This is a genomic window from Burkholderia diffusa (assembly GCF_001718315.1).
Taxonomy (GTDB): domain Bacteria; phylum Pseudomonadota; class Gammaproteobacteria; order Burkholderiales; family Burkholderiaceae; genus Burkholderia; species Burkholderia diffusa_B.
The window spans coordinates 511,895-537,547 of sequence record NZ_CP013364.1; the positions used below are offsets into that span (position 1 = coordinate 511,895).

The following is a 25,653-nucleotide window of genomic DNA, read 5'->3' on the forward strand; positions in this document are numbered from 1 at the left end:
CGTTCGCGGCCGCCCGGGAATGCGTCGACCGCAACGAACGAATCGATCGATATGAAAACTGCGCTGGAACGGTGGCAGCAACCCGCTCGCGCATAACGCCCGACATCAATTGAAACGCGCTGCCCGATCGCTTTGGATCACGAAACGAACATCACAAACAGATCGACTACCAAATCGTCCATCACTAAACCGGCCGCTCACAAAAACCGCATCGCAAGCGGCCGGCCCGCGCTCAAAACTTCCACAACAGGTTGCCGTACAACGCGTGGTCACTGACGTTGCCGCCAACCTGGCCGCTATACGACAGCCCCACCGACAGGTTCTTCGTAACGGCCGCATCGACGCCGACCTCGAGCACCGCGGCATCCCGCGCGACCGGCACGCCGACCACGCTGAACGGCGACCCGCCGCTCGCGAACGACAACGTCGAACCCGGCTGCGTATTGCCGAACGCATGCCGCCAGCCGACCGTGCCGTACGCGGTGACCTTGCCCTTCGTCGTGACCGCCACATCGGTCGAAGCCCTCACGCCGAGCGTCGAGAAGCCGAGCCCGCTCGTGCTCGATTCGCCCTGCAGCGCGGCCGCGCCACCGTTCTCCTTGAAGCCGCCGGTGTGCACGCTCGCGTAGGCGAGGCCGACGAACGGCTCGAGCGCGACGTTGCGGATCGCGGTCGAGTAGCCGATCTCGGTGAACACCTGCGTCGCGTTCGCGTCGTAGCTGGCGGTGTCGTGATCGGAGAAGCCGCCGAACGACGGATTGCGCTCGCTGTGCACGCGGTACCACGACTGCGCCAGGCCGCCGCGCACGTTCCACGCGTCGTATCGGCCGCTCGCGTACAGCGCGATCGTCTCGCCGTTCACCTTCGCCGATTCGTTCTGGTCGGTATTGAGCTGGCTGCGCGACGCGCCGCCCGCGATACCGATGCGCCAGTGGCTGCTGACTTCCGCGTCCGTACCGACGACGAAGCCGTACAGGTTGCGATCGATCGACGCCACGTCGTTGCCGTCGAACCGGCTATGCGCACCGTAGATGCGGCCCCATACCGCCGGCTTGAACGACTTCGCCGGCGTGCAGCCGTTCTCCGACGCAAGCCGCCGGTCGAGCGACGCCGCATGATCGTCCGCCGACACAGGTGCCTCGCAGCCGCACAACGCACCGCCCGGTTGCGAGCCGACGCGTGCTCGATCGAGCACAGCATCACGCATGTAACGGCTGTCCGACAGCAGCACGCTGCGTGTGCTCGGATACAGATCGCCGGCCAGTTGCGTGAACGCGCGGTTCGCGGTCGGCGCATCGGCTGTCAGCACCGTATCGAACAGCGGGTTGCCGGCGCCGAGCGTGCCGACCGCGCCCGCCACCAATTGGCCGTCGGGCGTCGTGGCAACCGATGCGAACGGCGTGCCGTTCGGCGCCAGCGACAACAGCACCTGCGACGGGTCGTACTGGAGCGTCGGCGTGAGGAACGCATACGTCGAGTTCACCGCGCTGAATTGCCCTTGCACGCCCGCGCCCGCATTCACGATCGTGTAGAGCTTGCCGGGCTGGTATTGCCCGCTCGCCGCGACGACCTGCACCGTTCCGCCGTTGAGCGCGGCCGAGCCGGTAACGTCGAGGCCGCCGCTTTGTTGTGGCGTGGCGCCAACCTGCAGCGTCGAGCCCGGCTGGAACGTCGCGTTGCCCGCCACCTTCAGCGGCTGCCCGAGCTGCAGCACCGATGCGGTGCCGCCGCCCGCCACCGTGAGGCCGCCGATCGTGCCGGTTCCGGTGACGGTCGCGCCGTTGCCGACCGTTACCGGCGAGCTGGCCAGCGAGCCCGTGACGGCGAGCGTGCCGCCGGTCACGTTCGTCGGCCCGGACAGCGTGTTCGTGCCGCTCAACAGTTGCGCCCCCGTGCCGGCGAGCGTCAGCGGGCCGGTACCCGACAGCGTGCCCGCGAACGTGCTGGTGCCCGCGGTGTTCACCGTCAGCGGCGTGCTGCCGAGGTTCACGTTCGAGCCCGTCGTGCCCGACAGCGCGCCGATCGACTGCGGCGCGGCGGAGCCCGCGAGATTCAGCGTCGCGCCGCTGCCCGCGAGGACCATTGGGCTCGTCGGCGCGAGGGTGCCTGCACCGGACAGCGCGAGCGTGCTGCCGCTGCCGATTGTCGTGCCGCCGGTGTACGTGTTGACGCCGGTCAGCGTCTGCGTGCCGCCGCCCTGCACCGCGAAACCGCCGGTGCCGGCGATCGTGCCGCCGAACGCGCCACCCGCCGGGCCGGCCACGGTCAGTGTGCCGCCGCCGAGGTTCACGGTCGAACCGGCCGCACCGGACAACGCGCTCGCCGTCTGGGGCGTCGTCGCGCCGCTGACGTCGAGCGTGGCGCCATTACCGGCCAGCGTCAGCGCACTGCCGGCCGACAAGCCGCCGTTGCCGCCGACTGCCAGCGTGCTGCCGGTGCCGATCGTCGTGCCGCCGGTGTACGTGTTCGCACCGGTCAGCGTCGTCGTCGACGGGCCGTTCACCGCCAGATTGCCGCCACCCGAGATTGGGCCGCTCAAGCCGAGGTTGTTCGTGCCACCGACCGTCAGCGTCGAGCCCGTGCCGAGGTTCACCGCATTGCCGAGCGTCGTGCCGGCAACGCTGGTCCCGAGCGTGCCGCCGCTGCCGCCAACGCTCAGCGTGCCGCTTCCGAGTGCCGTCGGCGTGCCGGCCACCAGCGTGCCGCCGCCCGTGACGCTGGTGCCGCCGGTGTAGACGTTGGCACCGGAAAGCGTCGTCGTCGACGGGCCGCTGAATGCGAGCGTGCCGCTGCCCGAGATCGTGCCGCTGAGCCCGAGGTTGTTCGCGCCGCCAACTGTCAGCGTCGAACCCGTTCCGAGATTCACCGCGTTGGACAGCGTTGTGCCCGGCGTGCTCGCGGCCAGCGTGCCGCCTGCGCCGCTCGTGTTCAGCGCGCCGGTGCCGAGCGCCGAGCCATTGCCCGCGATCAGCGTGCCGCCGCCCGTCAGGCTCGTGCCGCCCGTGTACGTGTTCGTCCCGGTCAACGTCTCGGTACCCGTGCCGGACAGCGTCAGACTCCCGCCCGCGCCGGCGATCGTGCCGCCGTACGTACCGTTCCCCGTGCCACCCAGCGTCAGGTTGTTGCCACCCAGGTTCACCGTCGAACCCGCGACGCCCGACAGCGTGCCGGTCGTTTGCGGCGTGGTCGCGCCGCTCAGGTCGAAGGTTGCGCCCGCACCGGCCAGATTCACCGGGCTGCTCGACGACAGGCCGCCGCCCGCGCCGATCGCCAGCGTGCCACTGTTGATCGTCGTCGCACCGGTGTATGTGTTGGCTCCCGTCAGCGTTTCCGTCCCCGTGCCCGACAGCGTCAACCCGCCCGTGCCGCCTACGGTACCGCCGAACGTGCCGTTGCCCGAACCACCGAGCGTCAGCGTGTTGCCGCCCAGGTTCACCGTCGAACCGGCTGCGCCCGACAGCGTACCGCTCGCCTGCGGCGTCGTGGCCGCGCTCACGTCCAGCGTCGAACCCGCACCGGCCAGATCGATCGCGCTGCCCGACGACAGGCTGCCCCCCGCGCCGACCGCCAGCGTGCTGCCGCCGCCGATCGTCGTGTTGCCGGTGTACGTGTTCGTGCCCGTGAGCGTCGTCGTCGACGGACCGTTCACCGCCAGATTGCCGCTGCCCGAGATCGTGCCGCCGAGGCCGAGGTTGTTCGCACCACCAACCGTCAGCGTCGAACCCGTGCCGAGATCGATCGCGTTGGTCAGCGTCGTGCCCGCGACGCTGGTGCCGAGCGTGCCGCCCGCGCCGCTCGTGGTCACTGCACCCGTGCCGAGCGCCGAGCCGTTGCCGGCCAGCAGCGTGCCGCCTCCGGTGAGATTCGTGCCGCCCGTGTATGTGTTGTTGCCGGTCAGCGTTTCCGTGCCGGTACCCGACAACGTCAGGCTCCCTCCCGCGCCGGCAATCGTGCCGCCGTACGTGCCGCTGCCCGTGCCGCCGAGTGTCAACGCATTGCCCCCAAGGTTCACCGTCGAACCCGCCACGCCCGACAATGCGCCCGTCGTCTGCGGCGCCGTCGCGCCGCTCAGATCGAGCATTGCACCGGCACCGGCCAGATCGACCGCGCTGCCCGCCGAGAGGCTGCCGCCCGCACCGACCGCCAGCGTGCTGCCATTGCCGATCATCGTGCCGCCGGTGTAGGTGTTTGCACCGGAAAGCGTCGTCGTCGACGGACCGTTCACCGCCAGATTGCCGCTGCCGGTGATCGCGCCACCGAGGCCCAGATTGTTTGCACCACCAACTGTCAGCGTCGAACCTGCGCCGAGATTCACCGCGTTGGTCAGCGTCGTGCCCGGCGTGCTCGCGGCCAGCGTGCCGCCCGCGCCGCTCGTGTTCAGCGCGCCCGTGCCGAGTGCCGATCCATTGCCCGCGACCAGCGTGCCGCCGCCCGTCAGGCTCGTGCCGCCCGTGTACGTGTTCGTCCCGGTCAACGTCTCGGTGCCCGTGCCGGACAACGTCAGGCTGCCGCCCGCGCCGGCGATCGTGCCGTCATAGGTACCGCTGCCCGTGCCGCCCAGCGTCAGGTTGTTGCCGCCCAGGTTTACCGTCGAACCCGCGACGCCCGACAGCGTGCCAGTCGTTTGCGGCGTGGTCGCGCCGCTCAGGTCGAAGGTTGCGCCCGCACCCGTCAGGCTCACCGGCGTCGTCGCCGACAGGCTGCCGCCCGCGCCAATCGCCAGCGTGCCGCTGTTGATCGTCGTCGCGCCGGTGTACGTATTGGCGCCCGTCAGCGTTTCGGTGCCCGTGCCGTTCATCGTCACGCCGCCCGTGCCGGCGATGTTGCCCGCGTAGGTGCCGCTGCCCGAGCCGCCGAGCGTCAGGTTGTTGCTCCCGAGGTTCACCGTCGAGCCTGCCACGCCCGAGATCGCGCCCGTCGATTGCGGCGACGCGGCGCCGCTCAGGTCGAGCGTGGCGCCGGACGCCGTCAGGCTGACCGGGCTGCTTGACGACAGGCTTCCGTTACCGCTGATCGCCAGCGTGCCGCTGTTGATCGTCGTCGCACCGGTGTACGTGTTGGCACCCGTCAGCGTTTCCGTGCCGGTGCCCGACAGCGTCAGCCCGCCCGTGCCGCCGATCACGCCTGCGTACGTGCCGCTGTCCGCGCCACCGAGCGTCAGCGTGTTGCCGCCCAGGTTCACGTTCGTGCCGGTGCCGCCCGACAGCGCACCGGTCGTCTGCGGCGACGTGGCCGCGCTCAGGTCGAGCGTCGCGCCGGCGCCGGACAGGTCGATCGCGCTACCCGACGACAGGCTGCCGCCCGCGCCGACCGCCAGCGTGCTGCCGCCGCCGATCGTCGTGTTGCCGGTGTACGTGTTCGTGCCCGTGAGCGTCGTCGTCGACGGACCGTTCACCGCCAGATTGCCGCTGCCCGAGATCATGCCGCCGAGGCCCAGGTTGTTCGCACCACCAACCGTCAGCGTCGAACCCGTTCCGAGATTCACCGCGTTGGACAGCGTTGTGCCCGGCGTGCTCGCGGCCAGCGTGCCGCCTGCGCCGCTCGTGTTCAGCGCGCCGGTGCCGAGCGCCGTATTGCTGCCCGCGATCAGCATGCCGCCGCCGCTCAGGCTCGTGCCACCCGTGTACGTATTGTTGCCCGTCAGCGTTTCCGTACCCGTGCCCGACAGCATCAGACTCCCGCCCGTGCCGGCGATCGTGCCGCCGTACGTGCCGTTGCCCGTGCCGCCCAGCGTCAGGTTGTTGCCGCCAAGGTTTACCGTCGAACCCGCGACGCCCGACAGCGTGCCGGTCGTTTGCGGCGTGGTCGCGCCGCTCAGGTCGAAGGTTGCGCCCGCACCGGCCAGATTCACCGGGCTGCTCGACGACAGGCCGCCGCCCGCGCCGATCGCCAGCGTGCCACTGTTGATCGTCGTCGCACCGGTGTATGTGTTGGCTCCCGTCAGCGTTTCCGTCCCCGTGCCCGACAGCGTCAACCCGCCCGTGCCGCCTACGGTACCGCCGAACGTGCCGTTGCCCGAACCACCGAGCGTCAGCGTGTTGCCGCCCAGGTTCACCGTCGAACCGGCTGCGCCCGACAGCGTACCGCTCGCCTGCGGCGTCGTGGCCGCGCTCACGTCCAGCGTCGAACCCGCACCGGCCAGATCGATCGCGCTGCCCGACGACAGGCTGCCCCCCGCGCCGACCGCCAGCGTGCTGCCGCCGCCGATCGTCGTGTTGCCGGTGTACGTGTTCGTGCCCGTGAGCGTCGTCGTCGACGGACCGTTCACCGCCAGATTGCCGCTGCCCGAGATCGTGCCGCCGAGGCCGAGGTTGTTCGCACCACCAACCGTCAGCGTCGAACCCGTGCCGAGATCGATCGCGTTGGTCAGCGTCGTGCCCGCGACGCTGGTGCCGAGCGTGCCGCCCGCGCCGCTCGTGGTCACTGCACCCGTGCCGAGCGCCGAGCCGTTGCCGGCCAGCAGCGTGCCGCCTCCGGTGAGATTCGTGCCGCCCGTGTATGTGTTGTTGCCGGTCAGCGTTTCGGTGCCCGTGCCCGACAGCGTGAGGCTGCCTCCGGCCCCGGCGATCGTGCCGTCGTACGTCCCGCTACCCGACCCGCCGAGCGTCAACGCATTGCCCCCAAGGTTCACCGTCGAACCCGCGACACCCGACAGCGTGCCGGTCGTCTGCGGCGTGGTCGCACCGCTGACGTCGAAGGTCGCGCCCGCACCGGCGAGATTCACCGGGCTGCTCGACGACAGGCTGCCGCCTGCGCCGATCGCCAGCGTGCCGCTGTCGATCGTCGTCGCACCGGTGTACGTGTTCGTCCCCGTCAGCGTTTCCGTCCCTGTGCCTGACATCGTCAGCCCGCCGGTGCCGCCGATCGTGCCGGCATAACTGCCGTTGCCGGCGCCGGCCAGCGTCAGCGTGTTGCCGCCGAGGTTCACGTTCGTGCCGGATACGCCGGACAGCATGCCGCTCGTTTGCGGCGATGTCGCCGAACTGATGTCGAGGGTCGCACCGGTACCCGCGAGATCGAGCGGGCTGCCCGACGACAGGCTGCCGCCCGCGCCGACCGCCAGCGTGCTGCCGCCGCCGATCGTCGTATTGCCGGTATAGGTGTTCGCGCCCGTGAGCGTGGTCGTCGACGGTCCGCTGACCGACAGACCGCCGCTGCCCGAGATCCCGCCGCCAAGGCCGAGATCGTTCGCACCGCCAACCGTCAGCGTCGACCCCGCGCCGAGATTCACTGCATTGCCGATCGTCGTGCCCGCGACGTTCGTGCCGAGCGAGCCGCCGGTGCCGGTGACGTTCAGCGCGCCGGTGCCGAGTGCGCTGCCGTTGCCGGCGACGAGCCCGCCGCCACTCAGCGTGGTACCACCGTCGTATGTGTTCGTGCCGGTCAGCGTCGTCGTGCCGCTGCCCGTCTGCGCGAGACTGCCGTTGCCGGAAATCGTGCCGCTCAGGCCGAGATCGTTCGCGCCGTTCAACCCGAGCGTCGCGCCCGCGCCGAGCGTGACCGCGTTGCCGAGCGTCGTGCCGTTCACGCTGGCGCTCAGCGTGCCGTTGCCGGTCACGTTCAGCGCGCCGGACCCGAGCGCGGTGCTGCTGCCGACGCTCAGTCCGCCGCTGTTCAGCGTCGTCCCGCCGCCGTATGTGTTCGCGCCGCCGAGCGTGGTCGTGCCGGTGCCCGACTGCACGATGCCGCCTGCACCGGAAATGATGCCGTTCAGGCCGAAGTCGAACGCGCCGCCGAGATTCAGCGCCGAACCGGTGCCCAGGTCGACCGCGTTCGCGAGCAGCAGGTTGGCCGTACTCGCGCTGAGCGTGCCACCCGCGCCGGTGACGCTGAGCGCGCCCGTGCCGAGCGCCGCGCTGTTGCCGACCGACAGGCCGCCGGCATTCAGCGTCGTGCCGCCCGTGTACGTATTCGCGCCGGTCAGCGCCGTCGTCCCGCTGCCGGTTTGGGCGAGACTGCCGCCGCCCGAAATGATTCCGCTCAGGCCCATGTCGTTCGTGCCGCCGAGCGTCAGCGTCGAGCCCGCGCCGAGGTTCACTGCGTTGCCGAGCGTCGTGCCGGCGATGCTCGCGGCCAGCGAGCCGCCCGCGCCGCTCGTGTTCAGCGCGCCCGTGCCGAGTGCCGATCCATTGCCCGCGATCAGCGTGCCGCCACCCGTCAGGCTCGTGCCGCCCGTGTACGTGTTCGCGCCGTTCAGCGTTTCGGCGCCCGTACCGGACAACGTCAGGCTGCCGCCCGCCCCGGCGATCGTGCCGTCGTACGTGCCGCTGCTCGTGCCGCCCAGCGTGAGGCTGTTGCCGCCGAGATTGACGGTGGAGCCGGCCACGCCGGACAGCGCGCCCGTCGTCTGCGGCAGTCCCGCGCCGCTCAGGTCGAACGTCGCGCCAGCGCCGGCCAGGTTCACCGCACCGTTGGCCGACAGGCTGCCGCCGCCGCCAATCGCCAGCGTGCCGCTGTTGATCGTCGTGCCGCCGGTGTACGTGTTCGCGCCGGTCAGCGTCTCCGTGCCGGCGCCCGACATCGTCAGGCTGCCCGCGCCGCCGATCGTGCCGCCGAACGTGCCGTTGCCCGTGCCGCCCAGCGTCAGGCTGTTGCCGCCCAGGTTCACCGTCGAACCGGCTGCGCCGACCAGGCCACCCGTCGACTGCGGCGACGTGGCCGCGCTCAAATCGAGCGTCGCGCCCGCCCCGGCGAGATCGACGAGGCTGCCGCCCGACAGGCCGCCGCCCGCACCGACCGCGAGCGTGCTGCCGTTGCCGATCGTCGTGCCGCCCGTGTACGAGCTCACGCCGGTCAGCGTCGTCGTCGACGGGCCATTCACCGACAGATTGCCACCGCCGGAAATCGCGCCGGCCAGGCCCAGAGCATTCGCGCCGCCGACCGTCAGCGTCGCGCCCGTGCCGAGATTCACCGCGTTGCCGAGCACCGTGCCGCCGATGCTCGTGCCGAGCGTGCCGCCCGCCCCCGCGACGTTCAGCGCGCCCGTGCCGAGCGCCGACCCGTTGCCGGCGATCAGCCCGCCGCCGCTCAGCGTCGTGCCGCCCGTGTACGTATTCGCACCGAGCAGCGTGGTCGTGCCGGCGCCGGTCTGCGCAACACCGCCGTCGCCCGAGATCACGCCGCCCAGGCTCAGGTCGGCTGCACCGTTCAGGCCGAGCGTCGCGCCTGCGCCGAGGTTCACGGCATTGCCGAGCAGCGTGCCGCTCGCGTTCGTCGCGAGCGTGCCGCCCGCCCCGATCACATTCAGTGCGCCCGTGCCCAGCGCCGAGCCGTTGCCGGCGACGAGCCCGCCGCCGCTCAGCGTCGTGCCGCCCGTATATGTGTTCGCGCCGAGCAGCGTCGTCGTGCCGGTGCCCGTTTGCGCAAGGCTGCCGTCTCCGGCGATCGTGCCGCTCAGGCCGAGATCGGTCGCACCGTTCAATCCCAGCGTGACGCCGGTACCGAGGTTCACGGCATTGCCGAGCGTCACGCCCGGCACGCTCGCGCCGAGCGACGCCGAGCCGTTCACGTCGAGTGCACCGGTGCCGAGCGCCGCGTCGCTGCCGACGAGCAGGCTGCCGCCCGACAGCGCCGTGCCGCCCGCGTACGTGTTGTTGCCGGTCAGCGCTTCCGTGCCGGTTCCGGCGAGCGTCAACCCGCCCGCACCGCCGATGTTGCCCGCGAAGACGCCGTTGCCGCTGCCGGCCAGCGTCAGGTTGTTCGCACCGAGGTCGATCGCCGAACCCGCCACACCCGACAGCGTGCCGATCGACTGCGGCGTGGTCGCGCCGGCGATATTGAACTGCGCGCCCGCGCCGGTCAGGTTGACCGGGCTCGACGCGGCAAGGCTGCCGCCCGCGCCGATCGCCAGCGTGCCGCTGCCGATCGTGGTGCCGCCCGTAAACGTCTCTGCCGCGGTGAGCGTCGTCGTGCCCGGGCCGGTCACCGACAGCCCGCCGGCACCCGAGATGATCCCGCTCAGCCCGATGTCGTTCGCATTCCCAACCGTCAGTGCCGCGCCTGCGCCGAGCTGGATCGCATTGCCGAGCACCGTGCCGCCGACAGTCGTGCCGAGCGAGCCGCCTGCGCCGGTCACGTTCAGCGCACCCGTGCCGAGCGCACTGCCGGTACCGGCAAGGAGCCCGCCGCCGCTCAACGTCGTGCCGCCGGTGTACGTGTTCGCGCCGAGCAGCGTCGTGATGCCCGATCCTGTCTGTGCGAGGCCGCCGTCGCCGCCGATCACGCCGCTCAGACCGAGATCATTCGCGCCGGTCAACGAGAGCGTCGCGCCCGCGCCCAGGTTCACCGCGTTGCTCAATGCCGTGCCGCTCACGGCCGCACCGAGTGCGCCGCCTGCGCCCGCGACGTTCAGCGCACCGGTGCCGAGTGCCGTATTGCTGCCGGCGAGCAGCGTGCCGGCGCTCAGCGTCGTGCCGCCGCCGAAAGTGTTCGCACCCGACAACGTCGTCGTGCCCGTGCCGCTCAGCACGAGGCCGCCGGTGCCGCCGATCGCGCCGCTCAGGCCGAGATCGTTCGCGCCGTTCAGCGTCAGCGACGCGCCGTTCAGGCCGATCGCGTTCGCGAGTGACGCGCCGGCGGCCAGATCCGTGCTCAGCGAACCGCCGAGGCCGCTCACGTTCAACGCGCCGCCGACACCGAGGGCACTGCCGCCTTCGACGATCAGGCTGCCGCCGCCCGTCAGGCTCGCGCCGCCAGTAAACGTGTTCGCGCCGGACAGCGTCGTCGCGCCGGTGCCGCCGAGTGCGAGCGCGCCAGCACCGGCAATCGTGCCGGCCAGGCCGAGATCGGCCGCGCCGTTCAACCCGAGGGTCGCGCCGGCGCCAAGGTTCACCGCATTGCCGAGCACCGTGCCGCTCGCGTTCGTCGCGAGCGTGCCGCCCGTGCCGATCACGTTCAGCGCACCCGTGCCCAATGCCGCTGCATTGCCGGCGACGAGCCCGCCGCTGCCGAGGGTTGTGCCGCCCGTAAACGTGTTTGCGCCGAGCAGCGTTGTCGTGCCCGCACCGGTTTGCGCGAGGCTGCCGTTGCCCGCGATCACGCCGCCGAGGCTCAGGTCGGCTGCGCCGTTCAGGCCGAGCGTCGCCCCTGCGCCGAGGTTCACGGCATTGCCGAGCACCGTGCCGCTCGCATTTGTCGCGAGCGTGCCGCCCGTGCCGGTCACGTTCAGCGCGCCCGTGCCCAGCGCCGCGCCATTGCCGGCGACGAGCCCGCCGCCGCTCAGCGTCGTGCCGCCCGTAAACGTGTTCGCGCCCAGCAGCGTCGTCGTGCCGGCGCCGGTTTGCGCGAGACTGCCGTTGCCGCCGATCGCGCCGCCGAGGCTCAGGTCAGCCGCTCCGTTCAAGCCGAGCGTGGCCCCTGCGTCGAGGTTCACCGCGTTGCCGAGCAGCGTGCCGCCGACGCTCGTGCCGAGCGAACCGCCTGCGCCGCTGACATGCAGCGCGCCCGTGCCGAGCGCCGCGCCGTTGCCGGCGATCAGCCCGCCGCCGCTGAGTGTCGTGCCGCCCGTGTACGTGTTCAGGCCGAGCAGCGTCGTCGTGCCCGTGCCGGTTTGCGCGAGACTGCCGCTGCCGCCGATCACGCCGCCGAGGCCGAGGTCGGCCGAACCGTTCAGGCCCAGCGTGACGCCGGTGTCGATATTGATCGCATTGCCGAGCACCGTGCCGCCGACGCTCGTGCCGAGCGTGCCGCCCGCGCCCGTCACGTTCAGCGCACCGCTGCCGAGTGCCGTGGCGGTCCCGGCGACGATTCCGCCGCCGCCCGTCAGATTCGTTCCCCCCGTGAACGAATTGGCGCCGTTCAGCGCGAGCGAGCCGGTGCCGCTCACGTTAAGCGGGCCGCTGCCGCCGATTGCACCCGACAGCGCGAGCCCGTTTGCGCCGTCGACCGTCAGGCCGCCGGTCAGCGTCACGTTGTTGAGCAGGTTCACGCCGGCCGTGCCGGCCTCGAGCGTGCCGCCGCCGGCGACGATGCCGCCGATGCCCAGCGCGCCGGCGCCATGGACGATCGCGGTGCCGCCGGTCAGCGACGCGTTCGTCGCGGTCGATGCGCCGGTGAGGTCCCACGTGCCGCCCTGTACGGCGAGATTATTGAAGTTGGTGTACGTATCGACCGCGATGGAGCCGTTCGACGCGCTGCCGGTCGCCGTGTTCAGTTGCAGATTCAGCGTATTGTTGCTGCCCAGGCCGGCACCCGCATCGACGCCGAGCCCGACCGACGATCCCGTCATCGCGTTGAACGTGTTCGACACGCCGGCGGCCGCGCCCAGCGACACGTTGCCCGTGACGGTGCCGGCATTGGTAAACGTGTTGCCGGCACCTGCGAGCCCGCTCGGTGCCAGCACGACGGAGCCATTGATCGCGCCGCCGCTCGCGTTGGTGAAATTGACCTGCGCGCCGCCCGACGCGGTGACCACTTGCGCGGTCGGGCCTGCGCCGAAGCCGAGAATGCCGGTCGTGCCGATGATGCCGGCGTTCGTGATGTTCGTCGTCCCGCCGATGCCGTTGTTTACGGTCAATGCGGGCCCGTTGCTCAGCACCCCGCTGGTCGAGCCCATCATCACGCCGGTGCTCGCGTTCGTGACGTTGACCGTGCTCGCGGACGCGACATTGCCGACAACCACGCCATTCGACACGACGCTCAGCCCGCCCAGCGACGGGTCGATCGTGCCGTTGTTGATCAACGTCACGCCGCTACCCATCAGAGACATCGCGGTACCGCCAAACAACGGCGCCACGGAAACGGTCGCGCCCTGGGCAACCGTTACGTTGAGGCCGTTGGTGGCGTTCGTATAGTTGGTGGTCGCACCAGTACAGGTGACGGTGGGTGTCCCGGTGCACGCCGCGAGCGCGTCGGCGGGAATGACGCCGGCGCCAACCAGCGCGACCAGCATGCCGGTCGGAACCAGCAGATTCGGACGTGCTTCCGCGCGCTTCTTATTCGATCCCATGCGCATACGCATAATCACACCTTCCCATAAAGAGAATCGACGACACCGAGCCATTTCTTTCGCGCACTCAAATGCGAAGGAAAATACTTGAACGCGTTATTCGATATTTTTTGAAAAATAGCTTCCCACCACCAATCCGGAACGAATGGCTGGATTAACAACAGGCGAGAATTAATCAACCAGCATTATTTAATCGGCATGTTTTACTTTTACGCCCCCCGCCCGGTAATTTTTTCGCTAATTAAAGTTCACTGTCTCCCGCCAATTGGAATTGCCGTCTGGCGCCGCCGATCACAACGCGTCTGTTTATGTACCTCAAACGGCCCTCGAGCCTGAAGCGCCCGTCCGCAGGGGCGATCCACCCATAAACGAACGCTTAGTTCACCCGTGGAACAACCGGATTTCGATTGTTCCGCATGTCGATTCATCAATAACTGTCACTCGATCCACATATCTCCCGCAATGATCGCGAGTCAAATATAGGCCTGACTCGCAAACGTTTTCCACGGGCCGGAAAACATCTTGTCAAAACTCAACAATCTTTCGCGGATATTTCGCCATTCGTATGCAGTATGTAAATTTCATATTTTAACCAATTGGCCGAGATCGTTAAAAAACGCAAAACATTTCGGTTTTAATACGTCGGGTTTTTCTCCAATCTGCTTTAATTGATTCAGATTCGACGCATTGCGATTTAGTCGTTGCCGGCAATAACAAGGTGTCCAAGGGAGAACTTCACGATGGTGACGTTGAACATCAACAACCGGCCGGCGGAGGTTGACGCCGATCCGTCGACGCCGGTGCTCTGGGTGCTGCGCGACAACCTCGGGTTGACCGGCACCAAGTTCGGCTGCGGGACAGGAGACTGCGGCGCGTGCACGGTGCATGTCGACGGACGGACGGCGCACAGCTGCACGCTGGCGCTGTCGTCGGTGGGGAGCGCGCGCATCACGACGTCCGAACACCTCGCGGACGACGCGGTCGGCAAGGCCGTCCTCGACGCGTGGGTCCGGCACGACGTCGCGCAATGCGGCTACTGCCAGAGCGGCCAGATGATGAGAGCGGCCGGGCTGCTGCGCGGCAACAAGACGCCGACCGATGCGGACATCGACAGCGCGATGGCCGGCAATCTGTGCCGTTGCGCCACCTATCAGCGCATCCGCGCCGCGATTCACGAAGCGGCCAGGGCGCTTGCCTGAGCCTGCCGGGAGACTCCCACCATGCGTATTCGCACCACCGGGCGTGCGGCGAGCACCGCCGCCCTTCACTCCGACGCTTCGCCCGTCACCGGAGCCGCTGCTCCGATGCCCGGCCGGCGCGGTTTCCTGAAGCTCACGATCGCGGCGGGCGGCTGTCTCGCACTCAGCGTCCCGCCGCTGCGCGCCCGCGCCGAAGCCGGCACCGTGCTTCGGACTTCGCCGCCACAAGCATTCCTGATCATTGCACCGGACAACACGGTCACCGTCGCCGTCAACCGGAGCGAGGCCGGCCAAGGCGTCAGCACTGCACTGCCGATGGCGCTGGCCGACGAACTCGACGCCGACTGGCGCAACGTGCGCACCGTGCTCGCGCCGGCCGGCGAGCCGTACAAGGATCCGGTGACCGGTATCCAGATGACTGGCGGTTCGACGTCGATCAACCATTCGTTTACGCAATACCGCGAGCTCGGCGCATCCGCACGCGCGATGCTCGTCGCGGCAGCGGCCCGGCGCTGGAACGTCGACCCGGCCACCTGCAAGACCGCGAACGGAATCGTGACGTCGGGCAGCTACCGCGCGACCTATGGCGAGCTCGCGCCTGACGCGATGGCGATGCCGGTGCCGCAAAACGTGCCGCTGAAGTCGCCCGACCAGTTCCGCCTCATCGGCAAGCCGACTCCACGCGTGGATGCGCGCGCGATGCTCGACGGCACGCTGAAGTACGGGATGGACTGGCGTCTGCCTGACATGATGGTGGCCGTGGTCGCGCGTCCGCCACGCTTCGGCGGCCAGGTCGCGAGCTACAACGCGGCGGCGGCGCGGGCCGTGAGAGGTGTCGTCGAGGTCGTCGAGATCCCGACCGATCGCGGCGGCACCGGCGTTGCCGTGATCGCAAACGGCTACTGGCCCGCCAAGCTTGGCCGCGACGCGCTGCAGGTCACGTGGAAGGACACCGGCTCGACCGTGTCGTCCGTCGAGCAGATGCAGGCGTACAAGCTGCTCGCCGGCACGCCGGGCACCGTCGTGCGCACGGCCGATGTCGGCAACGCACCGCCGGCGGCGACGCACATCCAGAAGGACTACGAATTTCCGTATCTCGCACACGCGCCGATGGAGCCGCTCAGTTGCACGGTCGACGTCGGGCCGCCGAGCTGCGCATGCGGAATCAAGATCTGGGGCGGCTCGTCGATGCAGACGACCGATCGCGCCGCGGTGGCGAAAGCGCTCGGCGTCGCACCGGAGAAGGTCCAGATCTTCACGATGACGTCGGGCGGCGACTACGGACGGCGCTCGACACCGACGTCGGACTACGTGGTCGAAGCGGCGCGCGTATCGGCCGCGTATCTGGCGGCCGGCCACCTGGGCCCGGTCAAGACGATCTGGACGCGCGAAGACGACCTGCGCGGCGGCTACTACCGCCCGATGGTGCTGCATCGCGTCGACATCGGCGTCGACGGCAGCGGCGCCGTGAGGGACTGGCAGCACGTCGTCGTCGGCCAGTCGGTGCTGAAGGGGTCGCCGCTCGAGCGCACGACCATTCGCAAAGCCGGCACCGATCCCGACCTGACCGACGGCGTCGCGAACAGTCCGTACGGATTCCCGATGCAGGTGTCGGTCCATCAGCCGGATGTCGACGTGCCGGTGCAGTCATGGCGCTCGGCCGGCCATACGCATACGGCGTTCGTGATGGAAACGCTCGTCGACGAGCTCGCGCACGCGGCCCGCCAGGACCCGGTCGCATACAGGATGGCGCGGCTGTCCGGCCCGGAGCATGCGCGCCATCGCGCCGCGCTCGCGCTCGCCGTCGACAAGTCCGGTTACGGCACGCGTACGCTGCCGGCCGGACACGCGTGGGGTGTCGCGATGCACGAAACGGCCGGTACGGTCGTCGCGTACGTGACCGAGGTGTCTGTGGAAGCGCAAAAGCCGCGCGTGCATCGCGTGACGGCCGGCGTGCATGCCGGGCGCATCGTGAACCCGACCGGCGCGGAAGCACAGATCCAGGGCGGCGCGCTGTTCGGCCTCGCGACGACGAAGCCGGGTTTCGCGATCGACGTCGATCATGGCGCGGTCCGCAACGCCGGCTTCGCCGACTACCCGCCGGTGCGGATGCAGGAGGCGGCGCCAGTGGACGTGTTTTTCGTGCCGTCGGACGCGCATCCGACCGGCTTGAGCGAAGCCGGCGTGCCGCCGATCGCGCCGGCGGTCGCGAACGGCGCGTTCGTGCTGACCGGCGAACGGATGCGCGCGTTGCCGTTCGCGCCGATGCTGGTCGCATCGACGGCGCCCGCTCTGCCGGCCGCGCCCCCTGTGGAAGACGATCCGTACGCCGACCTGCCGGCAGGCGGCTGCCGGATTCCGCGCAAGGCGAAGACGGCCGCGTTCAAGCCGAAGGTCGAACACAGCCAGGCCGGCGTCGGGCAGCCGAGCGCGGTGCCCAAATTCCTGCGGCCGAAACGGCGCGCCGGGATTCCGTGCATCGATGCGCTGAAGAAGGGGACGGTGACGTAACGTGCAAGCGGCGACACGGACCTGCCGGTGCGTGCGCAAGCCGGGCGCGGCAGGTCCGTCGCGACGTTCGCCGGTTGCGCAGACGGGCGGGTCGGTGGCGCCGGGGCCGCCGTTCCCGCCCTCCGAGTGCCGTCCGGTCAGAACTTGTGCCGGATCCGCGCATGCACGAGCAACTGCTTCGACGTCGACGACAGATCGGCCGCGCCCGGGACAAGTGCCGGGTCGAGCGACGAACCGGTCGCATCGCCGGCAACCCGCTGGTACGCACGCCAGTTGCAGGCGCTCGCCGTGAGCGCGGAGGCCGGGAATGTGCACGTGGTGCCCGACAATCCTCGCGGCGGTGCCGCCGTTCGGCGAGCGGATGCGCATGCTGTCGCTGAAGGAGACCTTCGAGCCGAGCGAACTCGGCATCGTCATGCGCCGCAGCAGTACGCTGAGCGATGCCGCGCGCTGCTTCATCGACTGCCTGCTGCAGGTGATCCGGCGACATGCGCGGTCGGCGCGCAACGAGGATCTGGCGCTGTTCCGCACGCTCACGCTGCTGATCTGACGGCGTACCGGGCAGGCGCACGCGCATGGCGCCTGCCCGGCAGCACTTCCGTATACCTTCGCGCCACATTGCTCTATACTGCCCCCCAGTATCCGGAGCCCACCGATCCCATGCCGCATTCCCCCGAAGAAAAGAAACGCGTCCTGACCCGCGTGCGCCGTGTTCGCGGGCAACTGAACGCGCTCGAGCAGGCGCTCGAGGAGGGGGCGGATTGTGGCCCGATACTTCAGCAACTGGCTGCCATCCGCGGCGCGATCAACGGCGTGATGGCCGGCGTGCTCGAAAGCCATTTGCGCGAGGAATTCACCCAGCTCGCGGACGCCCCGCGGCCCTCGTCCGGATCGATCGACGATATCGTGACGCTCGTCCGGTCCTACTTGCGCTGACCGGTCCAGGTTCGTCGACGTCCGATCCATTCGATGATTCTTTTTTGACAGGATTGCCATGAAATCACGTGCCGCAGTTGCGTTCGAGGCGGGTAAGCCGCTCCAGATCGTCGAAATCGACGTCGAACCGCCCCGCAAGGGCGAAGTGCTCGTCAAGATCACCCATACCGGCGTCTGTCACACCGATGCCTTCACGTTGTCGGGCGACGATCCGGAAGGCCTATTTCCGGCCGTGCTGGGCCATGAAGGCGCCGGCATCGTGGTGGAGGTCGGCGAAGGCGTGACGAGCGTGAAACCCGGCGACCACGTCATTCCGCTGTACACGGCCGAATGCGGCGAGTGCCTGTTCTGCAAGAGCGGCAAGACCAATCTGTGCGTGTCGGTGCGCGCCACCCAGGGCAAGGGCGTGATGCCCGACGGCACCACGCGTTTCAGCTACAACGGCCAGCCGATCCATCACTACATGGGCTGCTCGACGTTCAGCGAATACACGGTCGTCGCCGAAGTCTCGCTCGCGAAGATCAACCCGGACGCAAATCCGGAGCAGGTCTGTCTGCTGGGCTGCGGCGTCACGACCGGCCTCGGCGCGGTCAAGAACACCGCGAAGGTGCAGGAAGGCGATACGGTGGCCGTATTCGGTCTCGGCGGCATCGGCCTCGCAGTGATTCAGGGCGCCAAGCTCGCGAAGGCCGGCCGCATCATCGCGATCGACACCAACCCGGGCAAGTTCGACCTCGCGCGCGTGTTCGGCGCAACCGACTGCGTCAATCCGAAGGACCACGAAAAGCCCATCCAGCAGGTGATCGTCGAAATGACCGGCTGGGGCGTCGACCACAGTTTCGAATGCATCGGCAACGTCAACGTGATGCGCGCCGCGCTCGAATGTGCGCACCGCGGCTGGGGCCAGTCCGTCATCATCGGCGTCGCGGGCGCCGGTCAGGAAATCTCCACGCGCCCGTTCCAGCTCGTCACCGGTCGCCGCTGGCTGGGCACGGCATTCGGCGGTGTGAAGGGCCGCTCCGAACTGCCGGGCATGGTCGAGGAAGCGATGGCCGGCAAGATCCAGCTGGCACCGTTCGTCACGCACACGAAGCCGCTCACCGAGATCAACGAAGCGTTCGACCTGATGCACGAAGGCAAGTCCATCCGGACCGTCGTGCATTTCTGAAACACGCGCAACGGGACCGACTGCAGCAGCCGATCTCGTTGCGCGACGTCGCCGGCAAGCCGCAACGCTTGCCGGCGCGATACGTTCTTCGCCCTCTCCTTCGTCAGACCAACGACGGTCGACGTCACGCGGCCCTCGGCCCGGCGCACGACGCGGACCCGATGCCGCACCTTACGCTACCTGTAGCGATCCGACAACGCACGCGGATCAATCCTGGCGACCGTCCGCACGCGGCGACATCAGGAACGGTGCGTAATGAATCGCGTACGCAACGAACGCGACGATCCAGCAAGCGCCGGACATATCGAGCCAGACCGTGTACGGCACACCCGGAACGAGCGGCCCGAACACGCGAATGACTGCCGCACCGATCACCAGCCAGTAACACAGCTGCTCCCACGGGCCCGCGACGAGCATGCGTCCCGTGTGACCGAGCGCCGTGCGCGTGATCATCGCGATGATTGCGCCGCCGATCGCACCGACGGTGAGCGCGTGCACCGCAAGCGAGTGCGCGACCGCGCCGGCGAACGACAGCGCGAGCAACACGAAGCCGACCGGAATCCACAGGCAGGAGACGTGCAGAATCCACACGATCGGCCGCTTGCCGATGCGCCACGAATGCCATCCAGCAAGGCGCCACGCGTGCAGCACGGCGGTCACGAGCGCGGCGACGATCAACAGCGCATCGGGCGCGCCGAGCGCGTCCGCGAACAGCGTCAGCGCGACCGCCGGGGCCGCGAGCGCGTCCACGATCCTGAAGCGGCGAATCTTGAAGCCGGGGATTGCGTTCGTCGTGAACATCGGCACGATGCGACCGGTGATCACCGCGACGAAGAACACGACCAACCCCGTCGCCGCATAGGCCGCGCGCAGCGCGAGATCGGCGCGCCCCGTCATCACGGATGCATGGAACATCGCGTTCAGCGCGCCGAACAGCAGCAGCGCGACTGGCAGGAACACGTTGTGACGGTTCTTCGCCGAGATGAGCACACGCAACAGCACGACGGCCGTCACCGGCAAAAACAGCGCATCGACGACCGCCGCGAGCACCGCCGGCCCCGACCACACGAGCACGCGTCCGGCCAGCCAAAGCAGCCACAGCGCCGCGAGCGCCGGGCCGCGCAGCGTCTCGCGCGACGTCCAGGCGCGCGTGGCGGTCAGCAGGAAGCCGACCACGATCGCGGCGACGAAGCCGAAGATCATCTCGTGCACATGCCACATGAGCCCGGTCATCGCACCGGCACGCCCCGCGACGGGCGCGCCATGCCAGGCCGCGAGCCATACCGCGACGGCAATGGCCGCGAACAGCGCACCGGTCAGATAGAAAGGCCGCAGGCCAAGCTGCAGCAACGGCAGCGTATCGGGCGTCGACGGCGCCCGCATGGGTTCGCTGATTTTCATGTGCGTCTCCGGCATTCGAGGATGACTTCATTCATCCTAGCGCCGTGACGCGGGAGAGGAGCGGGTGCCCCTACGCGATGCAGTGGCATCGTCCGCGTTCATGACATGCATCAAGGCAGCGCTTCACGTCTGTGCCAGACTTTCAACAGCGCGCCTGTGTTGTGGCTACCTCCCGTCAGCTCCGCACGCGCCGCATCCGGAGCGTGGCCGACGGTGATTCCCCGAACGCGCGCTTGTAGTCGATCGCGAACCGCCCGAGGTGCGCGAAGCCCCATTTCAGCGCGACGTCCGTCACCGATGCAAGCCCCGGTGTCGCGTCGTCGAGCAGTTCGTCGCGCACATGTTGCAGCCGCAACTGGCGCACGAAGCCCATCGGCGTGATGCCGTGACGATTGCGGAATCCGGCGAACAGCGTGCTCGGGCTGACGCCCGCGAGCTCGGCGAGCTGTTCGATCGTCAGCGGCTCGTCGAGATGCGCGCGGATGTATTCCTCGACGCGCCGCACATAGAACGGCGCGAGCGGCGCCGGTGCGGCGCGTGTGCCGTTGCGGGCGCTGTTCGGGTGGCCGTACAGCAACAGGTTGAGCAGCGTCGATTCGAGTTGCTCGAACGCGAGCGGATGGCGCAGCGGATGTCCGTCCGTCGCGATTGCGTCGGCCAGCATCGGCAGCATTTGCGCGAGGCACGCGCCCTGCTGCGACGACAGGCTGAATTCCGGCTCGAACTCCACCGGCACGCGCCGGTCGCCGCCGAAATGCCGCTGCGCATGCCGCTCCATCACCTCGCGCTCGATGCGCAGGATCACTTGCGGACACGCGTCGCCCCACCGCATCCGGAGCGACAGCGTCGGCGACAGCAGCGACGCCACGTCGGGCGACGACACGAAGTGCGCCGCACCGCACTCGATCTCGGCGTCGCCGCGCAGTGGAATCTGCAACAGATAGAAGTGCTCGAGCGGCCCTGGTTCGATCGACACTTCGCCGCCGTAGTCGAGCAGATTCAGCGACAGATTGCCCCAGCGCGCATGATGCATGCGCCCGTGCAGCGCGCGCGAATCGCCGGTCGGCGTAAGCCGATGCGGCTTGAACACGTCCGCTACCCGCGCGCGCACCTCGTCGACGTCATCGGACTGCAGCAGCAGCGTGTCGCGGTTGAAACAGGCAGCGTCATCCAGCCAGCCCGCTCCAGAAAATTGCCCCATCGAAGTTCTCCCGTCGTGCTCGATCGCACCTGCGCCGTGCACGCGTTCCCGATTCCGGGGAATCCCGTCGCACGATCCGGATAGCCTTCGGAGTATCCGGACAGTCCACCTCGTTACACTACGCAAGCCCTGCGCACATCACGCAAGAAGCGGACCGTTCGCGCATCGTAGAAAACTGTGCGGAACTTCCGCATCCGCACATACCCGCAGTGCGCCGCGTTCCGGCCCCGGCGCGGCAGATCGACCCGCAGGTTTCCGGAATTCGCGGATACCGGCCGAAGAAAGCGGATAGAAGCGCACGTTTCGTCCGCCAATACTGGGCCCATGCCAGTCACGAACAGAATGGAGGGACGCATGCAAGGACGACACATCGAGATCCCGTCGGCGGACGGCGGGACGTTTCGCGCATACCTGAGCACGCCGGCCGGCGGCGCGGGGCCGGGCATCGTGCTGTGTCACGAGATCTTCGGCGCGAACGCGACGATGCGCGACGTGGCCGATTACTACGCCGAGGAAGGCTACACGGTGCTCGTGCCCGACCTGTTCTGGCGCCAGGCCCCAGGCGTCGAACTCGGTTACACCGCAGCCGACTTCGACCGCGCGATGACGCTGTACCGCGAGTACGACGAAAACAAGGGCGTCGAGGACATCGCCGCCGCGCTGGCCGTGCTGACGCAACGACCGGAATGCACCGGCCGGGCCGGCGTGCTCGGCTACTGCCTGGGCGGCAAGCTCGCATATCTCGCCGCGTGCCGGCTGCCGGACGTGGCCACCGCCGTCAGTTACTACGGCGTGGGCATCGAGCACGCGCTCGACGAAGCCGCCCATCTGCACGGCCGGCTCGTGCTGCAGATCGCCGCGCAGGACCGCTTCTGCCCGCCCGACGCGCAGCAGCGCATCGCCACCGCATTGGCCGGCCGCGACGGCGTCGAAGTGTACGTCTACCCGGGTGTCGATCATGCATTCGCGCGCGTCGGCGGCGATCATTTCGACAAGGCGGCCGCGGTCATGGCGCACCAGCGCGCAATCGCCGCGTTCCGCGCGGCGCTCGGACCGCACTACGATCTGTCCGCCCTGTGGGAAGAGCACATCCGGCACGAGTTCGACACGCGCAATGTCGACGCCACGATGGCGACGATGGTCGCGCAGCCTTACGTGAACCATATTCCGACGCTCACGGGCGGCGTCGGCTACGACGAGCTCAAGCGTTTCTATACGCATCACTTCGTGCATGCAAACCCGCCGGACACGACGATCACGCCGATCTCGCGCACGGTCGGCGCGAGCCAGATCGTTGACGAACTGCTGTTCTGCTTCACGCACACGACCGAGATCGACTGGATGCTGCCCGGCGTCGCGCCGACCGGCAAGCGCGTCGAGATTCCGCTCGTCGCGATCGTCAAGTTCCGCGGCGACAAGCTGTATCACGAACATATCTACTGGGACCAGGCGAGTGTGCTCGTGCAGATCGGCCTGCTCGACGCGGCCGGGCTGCCCGTCGCGGGCGTCGAAACGGCGCGCAAGCTGCTCGATGAAACCGTGCCGTCGAACCGGCTGATGCAGCGCTGGCACGAGAGCGCGTGATCGGCGGATACGCGGGCGGCGCGCCGAACGCGCGCCGCCGTCACTCAATCATTCCAGGAGATACCCCATGACTTCCCTTGCTGGCAAAGTCGCGATCGTCACCGGCGGCGCCACGCTGATCGGCGCCGCCGTCGCGCAGGATCTGAGCCGCGCCGGCGCGTGCGTCGCTATCCTCGATCTCGATGCGGAAAATGGCGTGCGCGTCGCCGACACGCTCGGCGAACGCGGGATGTTCATCGCAACCGACATCACCGACGACCGCGCGATCGACCGCGCGGTATCGGCTGTCGCCGAACGTTTCGGCGCGATTGATTTGCTGATCAACCTGGCCTGCAGCTACGTCGACAACGGGATCCAGGCCACGCGCAACGACTGGCTCGCAGCGATGGACGTCAACGTCGTGTCGGCCGCGATGCTGGTCAAGGCCGTTCATCCGTATCTGACGCGGCGCGGCGGCGGCGCGATCGTCAACTTCAGTTCGATTTCCGCGCAATGCGCCCAGACCGGTCGCTGGCTCTATCCGACCTCGAAGGCCGCGATGCGCCAGCTCACGCGCAACATGGCGATGGATCTCGCCGCAGACCGGATTCGCGTCAACTCGGTGTCGCCGGGATGGACGTGGTCGCGCGTGATGGACGAGCTAACGCACGGCGACCGCGCGAAGACCGATCGCGTCGCCGCGCCGTTTCATCTGCTCGGCCGCGTGGGCGATCCGTCGGAAGTCGCGCAGGTCGTCACATTCCTGTGCAGCGACGCGGCGAGCTTCGTGACGGGCGCCGACTACGCGGTGGACGGCGGCTACTCCGCGATGGGCCCGGAGCAGGCGGCGCCGGCGATTCCAAGGCTGGCCGAATAATCGTCATGACTCTCTTTTTGCCCATACTTCGCCGCATTTAGTTCGTTATACAAAGGATTTGATCATGAAACGCATCGCTATCGTCGGCGCCGGCCAGTCCGGCCTGCAACTCGGCTTCACGCTTCTCGACCAGGGATATCACGTCACACTTGCGACCAATCGCGACGCGGAACAGATTCGCACGGGCAAGGTCATGTCGAGCCAGTGCATGTTCCACACCGCGCTGCAGATCGAACGCGATCTCGGCCTGAACACCTGGGAAGAAGCATGCCCGTCCGTCGAGGGCATCGGCATCGCGGTGCCGCATCCGGAAGGCAACGGCCGCAAGGCGATCGACTGGTCGTCGCGGCTGACCCGCTACGCGCAATCGGTCGACCAGCGCGTGAAGATGGCCGACTGGCTCGACGCGATTCGGCGCCGTGGCGCGGACGTGCGCATCTGCGACGTCGGCGTGCCGGAGCTCGAAGACCTCGCGCGCAGCCACGATCTCGTACTGCTCGCGGCCGGCAAGGGCGAAATCGTGAACCTGCTGGGCCGCGACGACGCGCGCAGCGCATTCGAACGTCCGCAACGCGCGCTTGCCCTTACCTACGTGAAAGGCATGACGCCGAGCCAGCCGTATTCGCGCGTGCGCTTCAACCTCCTGCCCGGTATCGGCGAATACTTCGTGTTTCCCGCACTGACGACTACCGGCCCGTGCGAAATCATGGTGTTCGAAGGAATCCCCGGCGGTCCGCTCGACTGCTGGGCCGACGTGAAGACGCCCGAGCAGCATCTCGACCGCAGCCTGTCGTTCCTGCAGCAGTACGTGCCATGGGAATTCGAGCGCTGCCGCGACGTCGCGCTCACCGATCCGAACGGAACGCTGTCCGGGCGCTTCACGCCGACCGTGCGCAAGCCCTTCTTCCGCCTGCCGTCGGGCCGCACGGTGTTCGGCATGGCCGATGCGGTGGTCGTCAACGATCCGATCACCGGCCAGGGTTCGAACAATGCGGCCAAATGCGCGAAGGTATACGGCGACGCAATCCTCGCGCGCGAAGCCGAGCCGTTCGACGAAGACTGGATGCACGGCACGTTCGAACGCTACTGGGCTTACGCGCAGCACGTCGTGCGCTGGACCAACTCGTTACTCGCCCCGCCGCCGCCGCACGTTCTCGAGCTGCTTGGTGCCGCCGGCCGGTTGCCATCGCTCGCCGCGACACTCGTCAATGGCTTCGACGATCCGCGCCAGTTCGCGCCGTGGTGGTTCGACCCATCGGCCTGCGCGGCGATGATCCGCGAACACGCCGCACGTTCGGAGTAAGCTACATGGACACCACCGCTACCTGCAATCCGGCCGTCGATCCGCAGCAACTGCGCGCCGCGTTCGGCCAGTTTCCGACCGGCGTCACCGTGATCACGACGTGTTCGCCGGACGGGCGCAAGGTCGGCCTCACCGCCAATTCGTTCTCTTCACTGTCGCTGGACCCACCGCTTGTTCTGTGGAGCCTGCGCAAGGTCGCCCCGAGTCGTCCGGACTTCGTCGCAGCCACGCACTTCGCGATCAATATCCTCGCGCACGACCAGATCGAGCTGTCGCGCCGCTTCGCGACACCCCACGCCGACAAGTTCGACGGCGTGCCGCACGTGGACGCCGATGCGGGCGGCGTGCCCTGTCTCGACGGCGCGAGCGCGCGTTTCGTGTGCCGCAACGTGGGCCATTACGAAGGCGGGGACCATCTGCTGTTCATCGGGCAGATCGAGCAGTTCGCTACGTTCGGAAAGGCGCCGCTCGTATTCCATGCGGGCCAGTATCGCGCGATCTCCGCACATCCCGATCTTTCTTGAGCCGTTTGATTAGTTATACAAATA

At 68.6% G+C, this 25,653-nt stretch carries 11 protein-coding genes and 2 pseudogenes; 9 read left to right on the forward strand and 4 right to left on the reverse strand.

Translation table 11 applies throughout. The features are described from left to right. Positions 1-232: 232 nt before the first annotated feature. Positions 233-12,958 carry an autotransporter-associated beta strand repeat-containing protein gene (locus WI26_RS29015; RefSeq protein ID WP_069228128.1) on the reverse strand — a complete coding sequence of 4,242 codons (12,726 nt, stop codon included), beginning with the start codon at positions 12,956-12,958 and terminating at the stop codon, positions 233-235. A 728-nt stretch (positions 12,959-13,686) separates the two neighbouring features. Here WI26_RS29015 and WI26_RS29020 point away from each other — a divergent pair. Further along, positions 13,687-14,145: a (2Fe-2S)-binding protein gene (locus tag WI26_RS29020; RefSeq protein ID WP_069228129.1), complete on the forward strand. Its 459-nt coding sequence runs from the start codon at positions 13,687-13,689 to the stop codon at positions 14,143-14,145. Between the two features lie 21 nt (positions 14,146-14,166). Further along, the gene (locus WI26_RS29025) at positions 14,167-16,656 is read left to right on the forward strand and encodes a xanthine dehydrogenase family protein molybdopterin-binding subunit (RefSeq protein WP_069228130.1); all 2,490 of its coding nucleotides are present in this window, start codon (positions 14,167-14,169) and stop codon (positions 16,654-16,656) included. A 137-nt stretch (positions 16,657-16,793) separates the two neighbouring features. Here WI26_RS29025 and WI26_RS32515 read toward each other — a convergent pair. Continuing rightward, positions 16,794-16,922, reverse strand: a pseudogene (locus WI26_RS32515) (porin); the annotation flags it as partial. A 41-nt stretch (positions 16,923-16,963) separates the two neighbouring features. Here WI26_RS32515 and WI26_RS29030 point away from each other — a divergent pair. From WI26_RS29030 to WI26_RS29040, 3 genes and pseudogenes are all read left to right on the forward strand, one after another. Further along, a pseudogene (locus WI26_RS29030) lies at positions 16,964-17,206 on the forward strand (LysR family transcriptional regulator); the annotation flags it as partial. Between the two features lie 110 nt (positions 17,207-17,316). Then, positions 17,317-17,592 (forward strand): formaldehyde-responsive transcriptional repressor FrmR, encoded by a 276-nt coding sequence (gene frmR, locus WI26_RS29035; RefSeq protein ID WP_006753040.1) that lies wholly within the window; start codon positions 17,317-17,319, stop codon positions 17,590-17,592. 58 nt (positions 17,593-17,650) lie between these two features. Further along, positions 17,651-18,760 (forward strand): S-(hydroxymethyl)glutathione dehydrogenase/class III alcohol dehydrogenase, encoded by a 1,110-nt coding sequence (locus WI26_RS29040; protein WP_059510661.1) that lies wholly within the window; start codon positions 17,651-17,653, stop codon positions 18,758-18,760. A gap of 207 nt (positions 18,761-18,967) precedes the next feature. Here WI26_RS29040 and WI26_RS29045 read toward each other — a convergent pair whose 3' ends face one another. Beyond that, positions 18,968-20,161, reverse strand: coding sequence for an NnrS family protein (locus WI26_RS29045; protein ID WP_069228363.1), 1,194 nt, complete (start codon positions 20,159-20,161; stop codon positions 18,968-18,970). A gap of 175 nt (positions 20,162-20,336) precedes the next feature. Next, a complete protein-coding gene (locus WI26_RS29050) occupies positions 20,337-21,362 on the reverse strand; it encodes an AraC family transcriptional regulator (RefSeq protein WP_069228132.1) in 1,026 nt (341 codons plus the stop codon). Positions 21,363-21,716: 354 nt separating this feature from the next. Here WI26_RS29050 and WI26_RS29055 point away from each other — a divergent pair, with 354 nt between their 5' ends. From WI26_RS29055 to WI26_RS29070, 4 genes are all read left to right on the forward strand, one after another. Beyond that, on the forward strand, positions 21,717-22,946 hold the full coding sequence (locus WI26_RS29055; RefSeq protein WP_069228133.1) for a dienelactone hydrolase family protein: 1,230 nt from the start codon (positions 21,717-21,719) through the stop codon (positions 22,944-22,946). Between the two features lie 67 nt (positions 22,947-23,013). Beyond that, positions 23,014-23,802 (forward strand): SDR family oxidoreductase, encoded by a 789-nt coding sequence (locus WI26_RS29060; protein ID WP_069228134.1) that lies wholly within the window; start codon positions 23,014-23,016, stop codon positions 23,800-23,802. Between the two features lie 64 nt (positions 23,803-23,866). Next, positions 23,867-25,105, forward strand: a complete 1,239-nt coding sequence (locus WI26_RS29065) for a styrene monooxygenase/indole monooxygenase family protein (protein WP_069228135.1) — start codon at positions 23,867-23,869, stop codon at positions 25,103-25,105. A gap of 5 nt (positions 25,106-25,110) precedes the next feature. Continuing rightward, positions 25,111-25,629, forward strand: coding sequence for a flavin reductase family protein (locus tag WI26_RS29070; protein WP_059543240.1), 519 nt, complete (start codon positions 25,111-25,113; stop codon positions 25,627-25,629). The last annotated feature ends 24 nt before the right edge of the window (positions 25,630-25,653 follow it).

Bases quoted from the DNA above. Each gene is read 5' to 3' on its own strand.
- WI26_RS29015 (WP_069228128.1), bottom strand. From the start codon at position 12,958: ATGCGTATGCGCATGGGATCGAATAAGAAGCGCGCGGAAGCACGTCCG.
- WI26_RS29020 (WP_069228129.1), top strand. From the start codon at position 13,687: ATGGTGACGTTGAACATCAACAACCGGCCGGCGGAGGTTGACGCCGAT.
- WI26_RS29025 (WP_069228130.1), top strand. From the start codon at position 14,167: ATGCGTATTCGCACCACCGGGCGTGCGGCGAGCACCGCCGCCCTTCAC.
- frmR (WP_006753040.1), top strand. From the start codon at position 17,317: ATGCCGCATTCCCCCGAAGAAAAGAAACGCGTCCTGACCCGCGTGCGC.
- WI26_RS29040 (WP_059510661.1), top strand. From the start codon at position 17,651: ATGAAATCACGTGCCGCAGTTGCGTTCGAGGCGGGTAAGCCGCTCCAG.
- WI26_RS29045 (WP_069228363.1), bottom strand. From the start codon at position 20,161: ATGAAAATCAGCGAACCCATGCGGGCGCCGTCGACGCCCGATACGCTG.
- WI26_RS29050 (WP_069228132.1), bottom strand. From the start codon at position 21,362: ATGGGGCAATTTTCTGGAGCGGGCTGGCTGGATGACGCTGCCTGTTTC.
- WI26_RS29055 (WP_069228133.1), top strand. From the start codon at position 21,717: ATGCAAGGACGACACATCGAGATCCCGTCGGCGGACGGCGGGACGTTT.
- WI26_RS29060 (WP_069228134.1), top strand. From the start codon at position 23,014: ATGACTTCCCTTGCTGGCAAAGTCGCGATCGTCACCGGCGGCGCCACG.
- WI26_RS29065 (WP_069228135.1), top strand. From the start codon at position 23,867: ATGAAACGCATCGCTATCGTCGGCGCCGGCCAGTCCGGCCTGCAACTC.
- WI26_RS29070 (WP_059543240.1), top strand. From the start codon at position 25,111: ATGGACACCACCGCTACCTGCAATCCGGCCGTCGATCCGCAGCAACTG.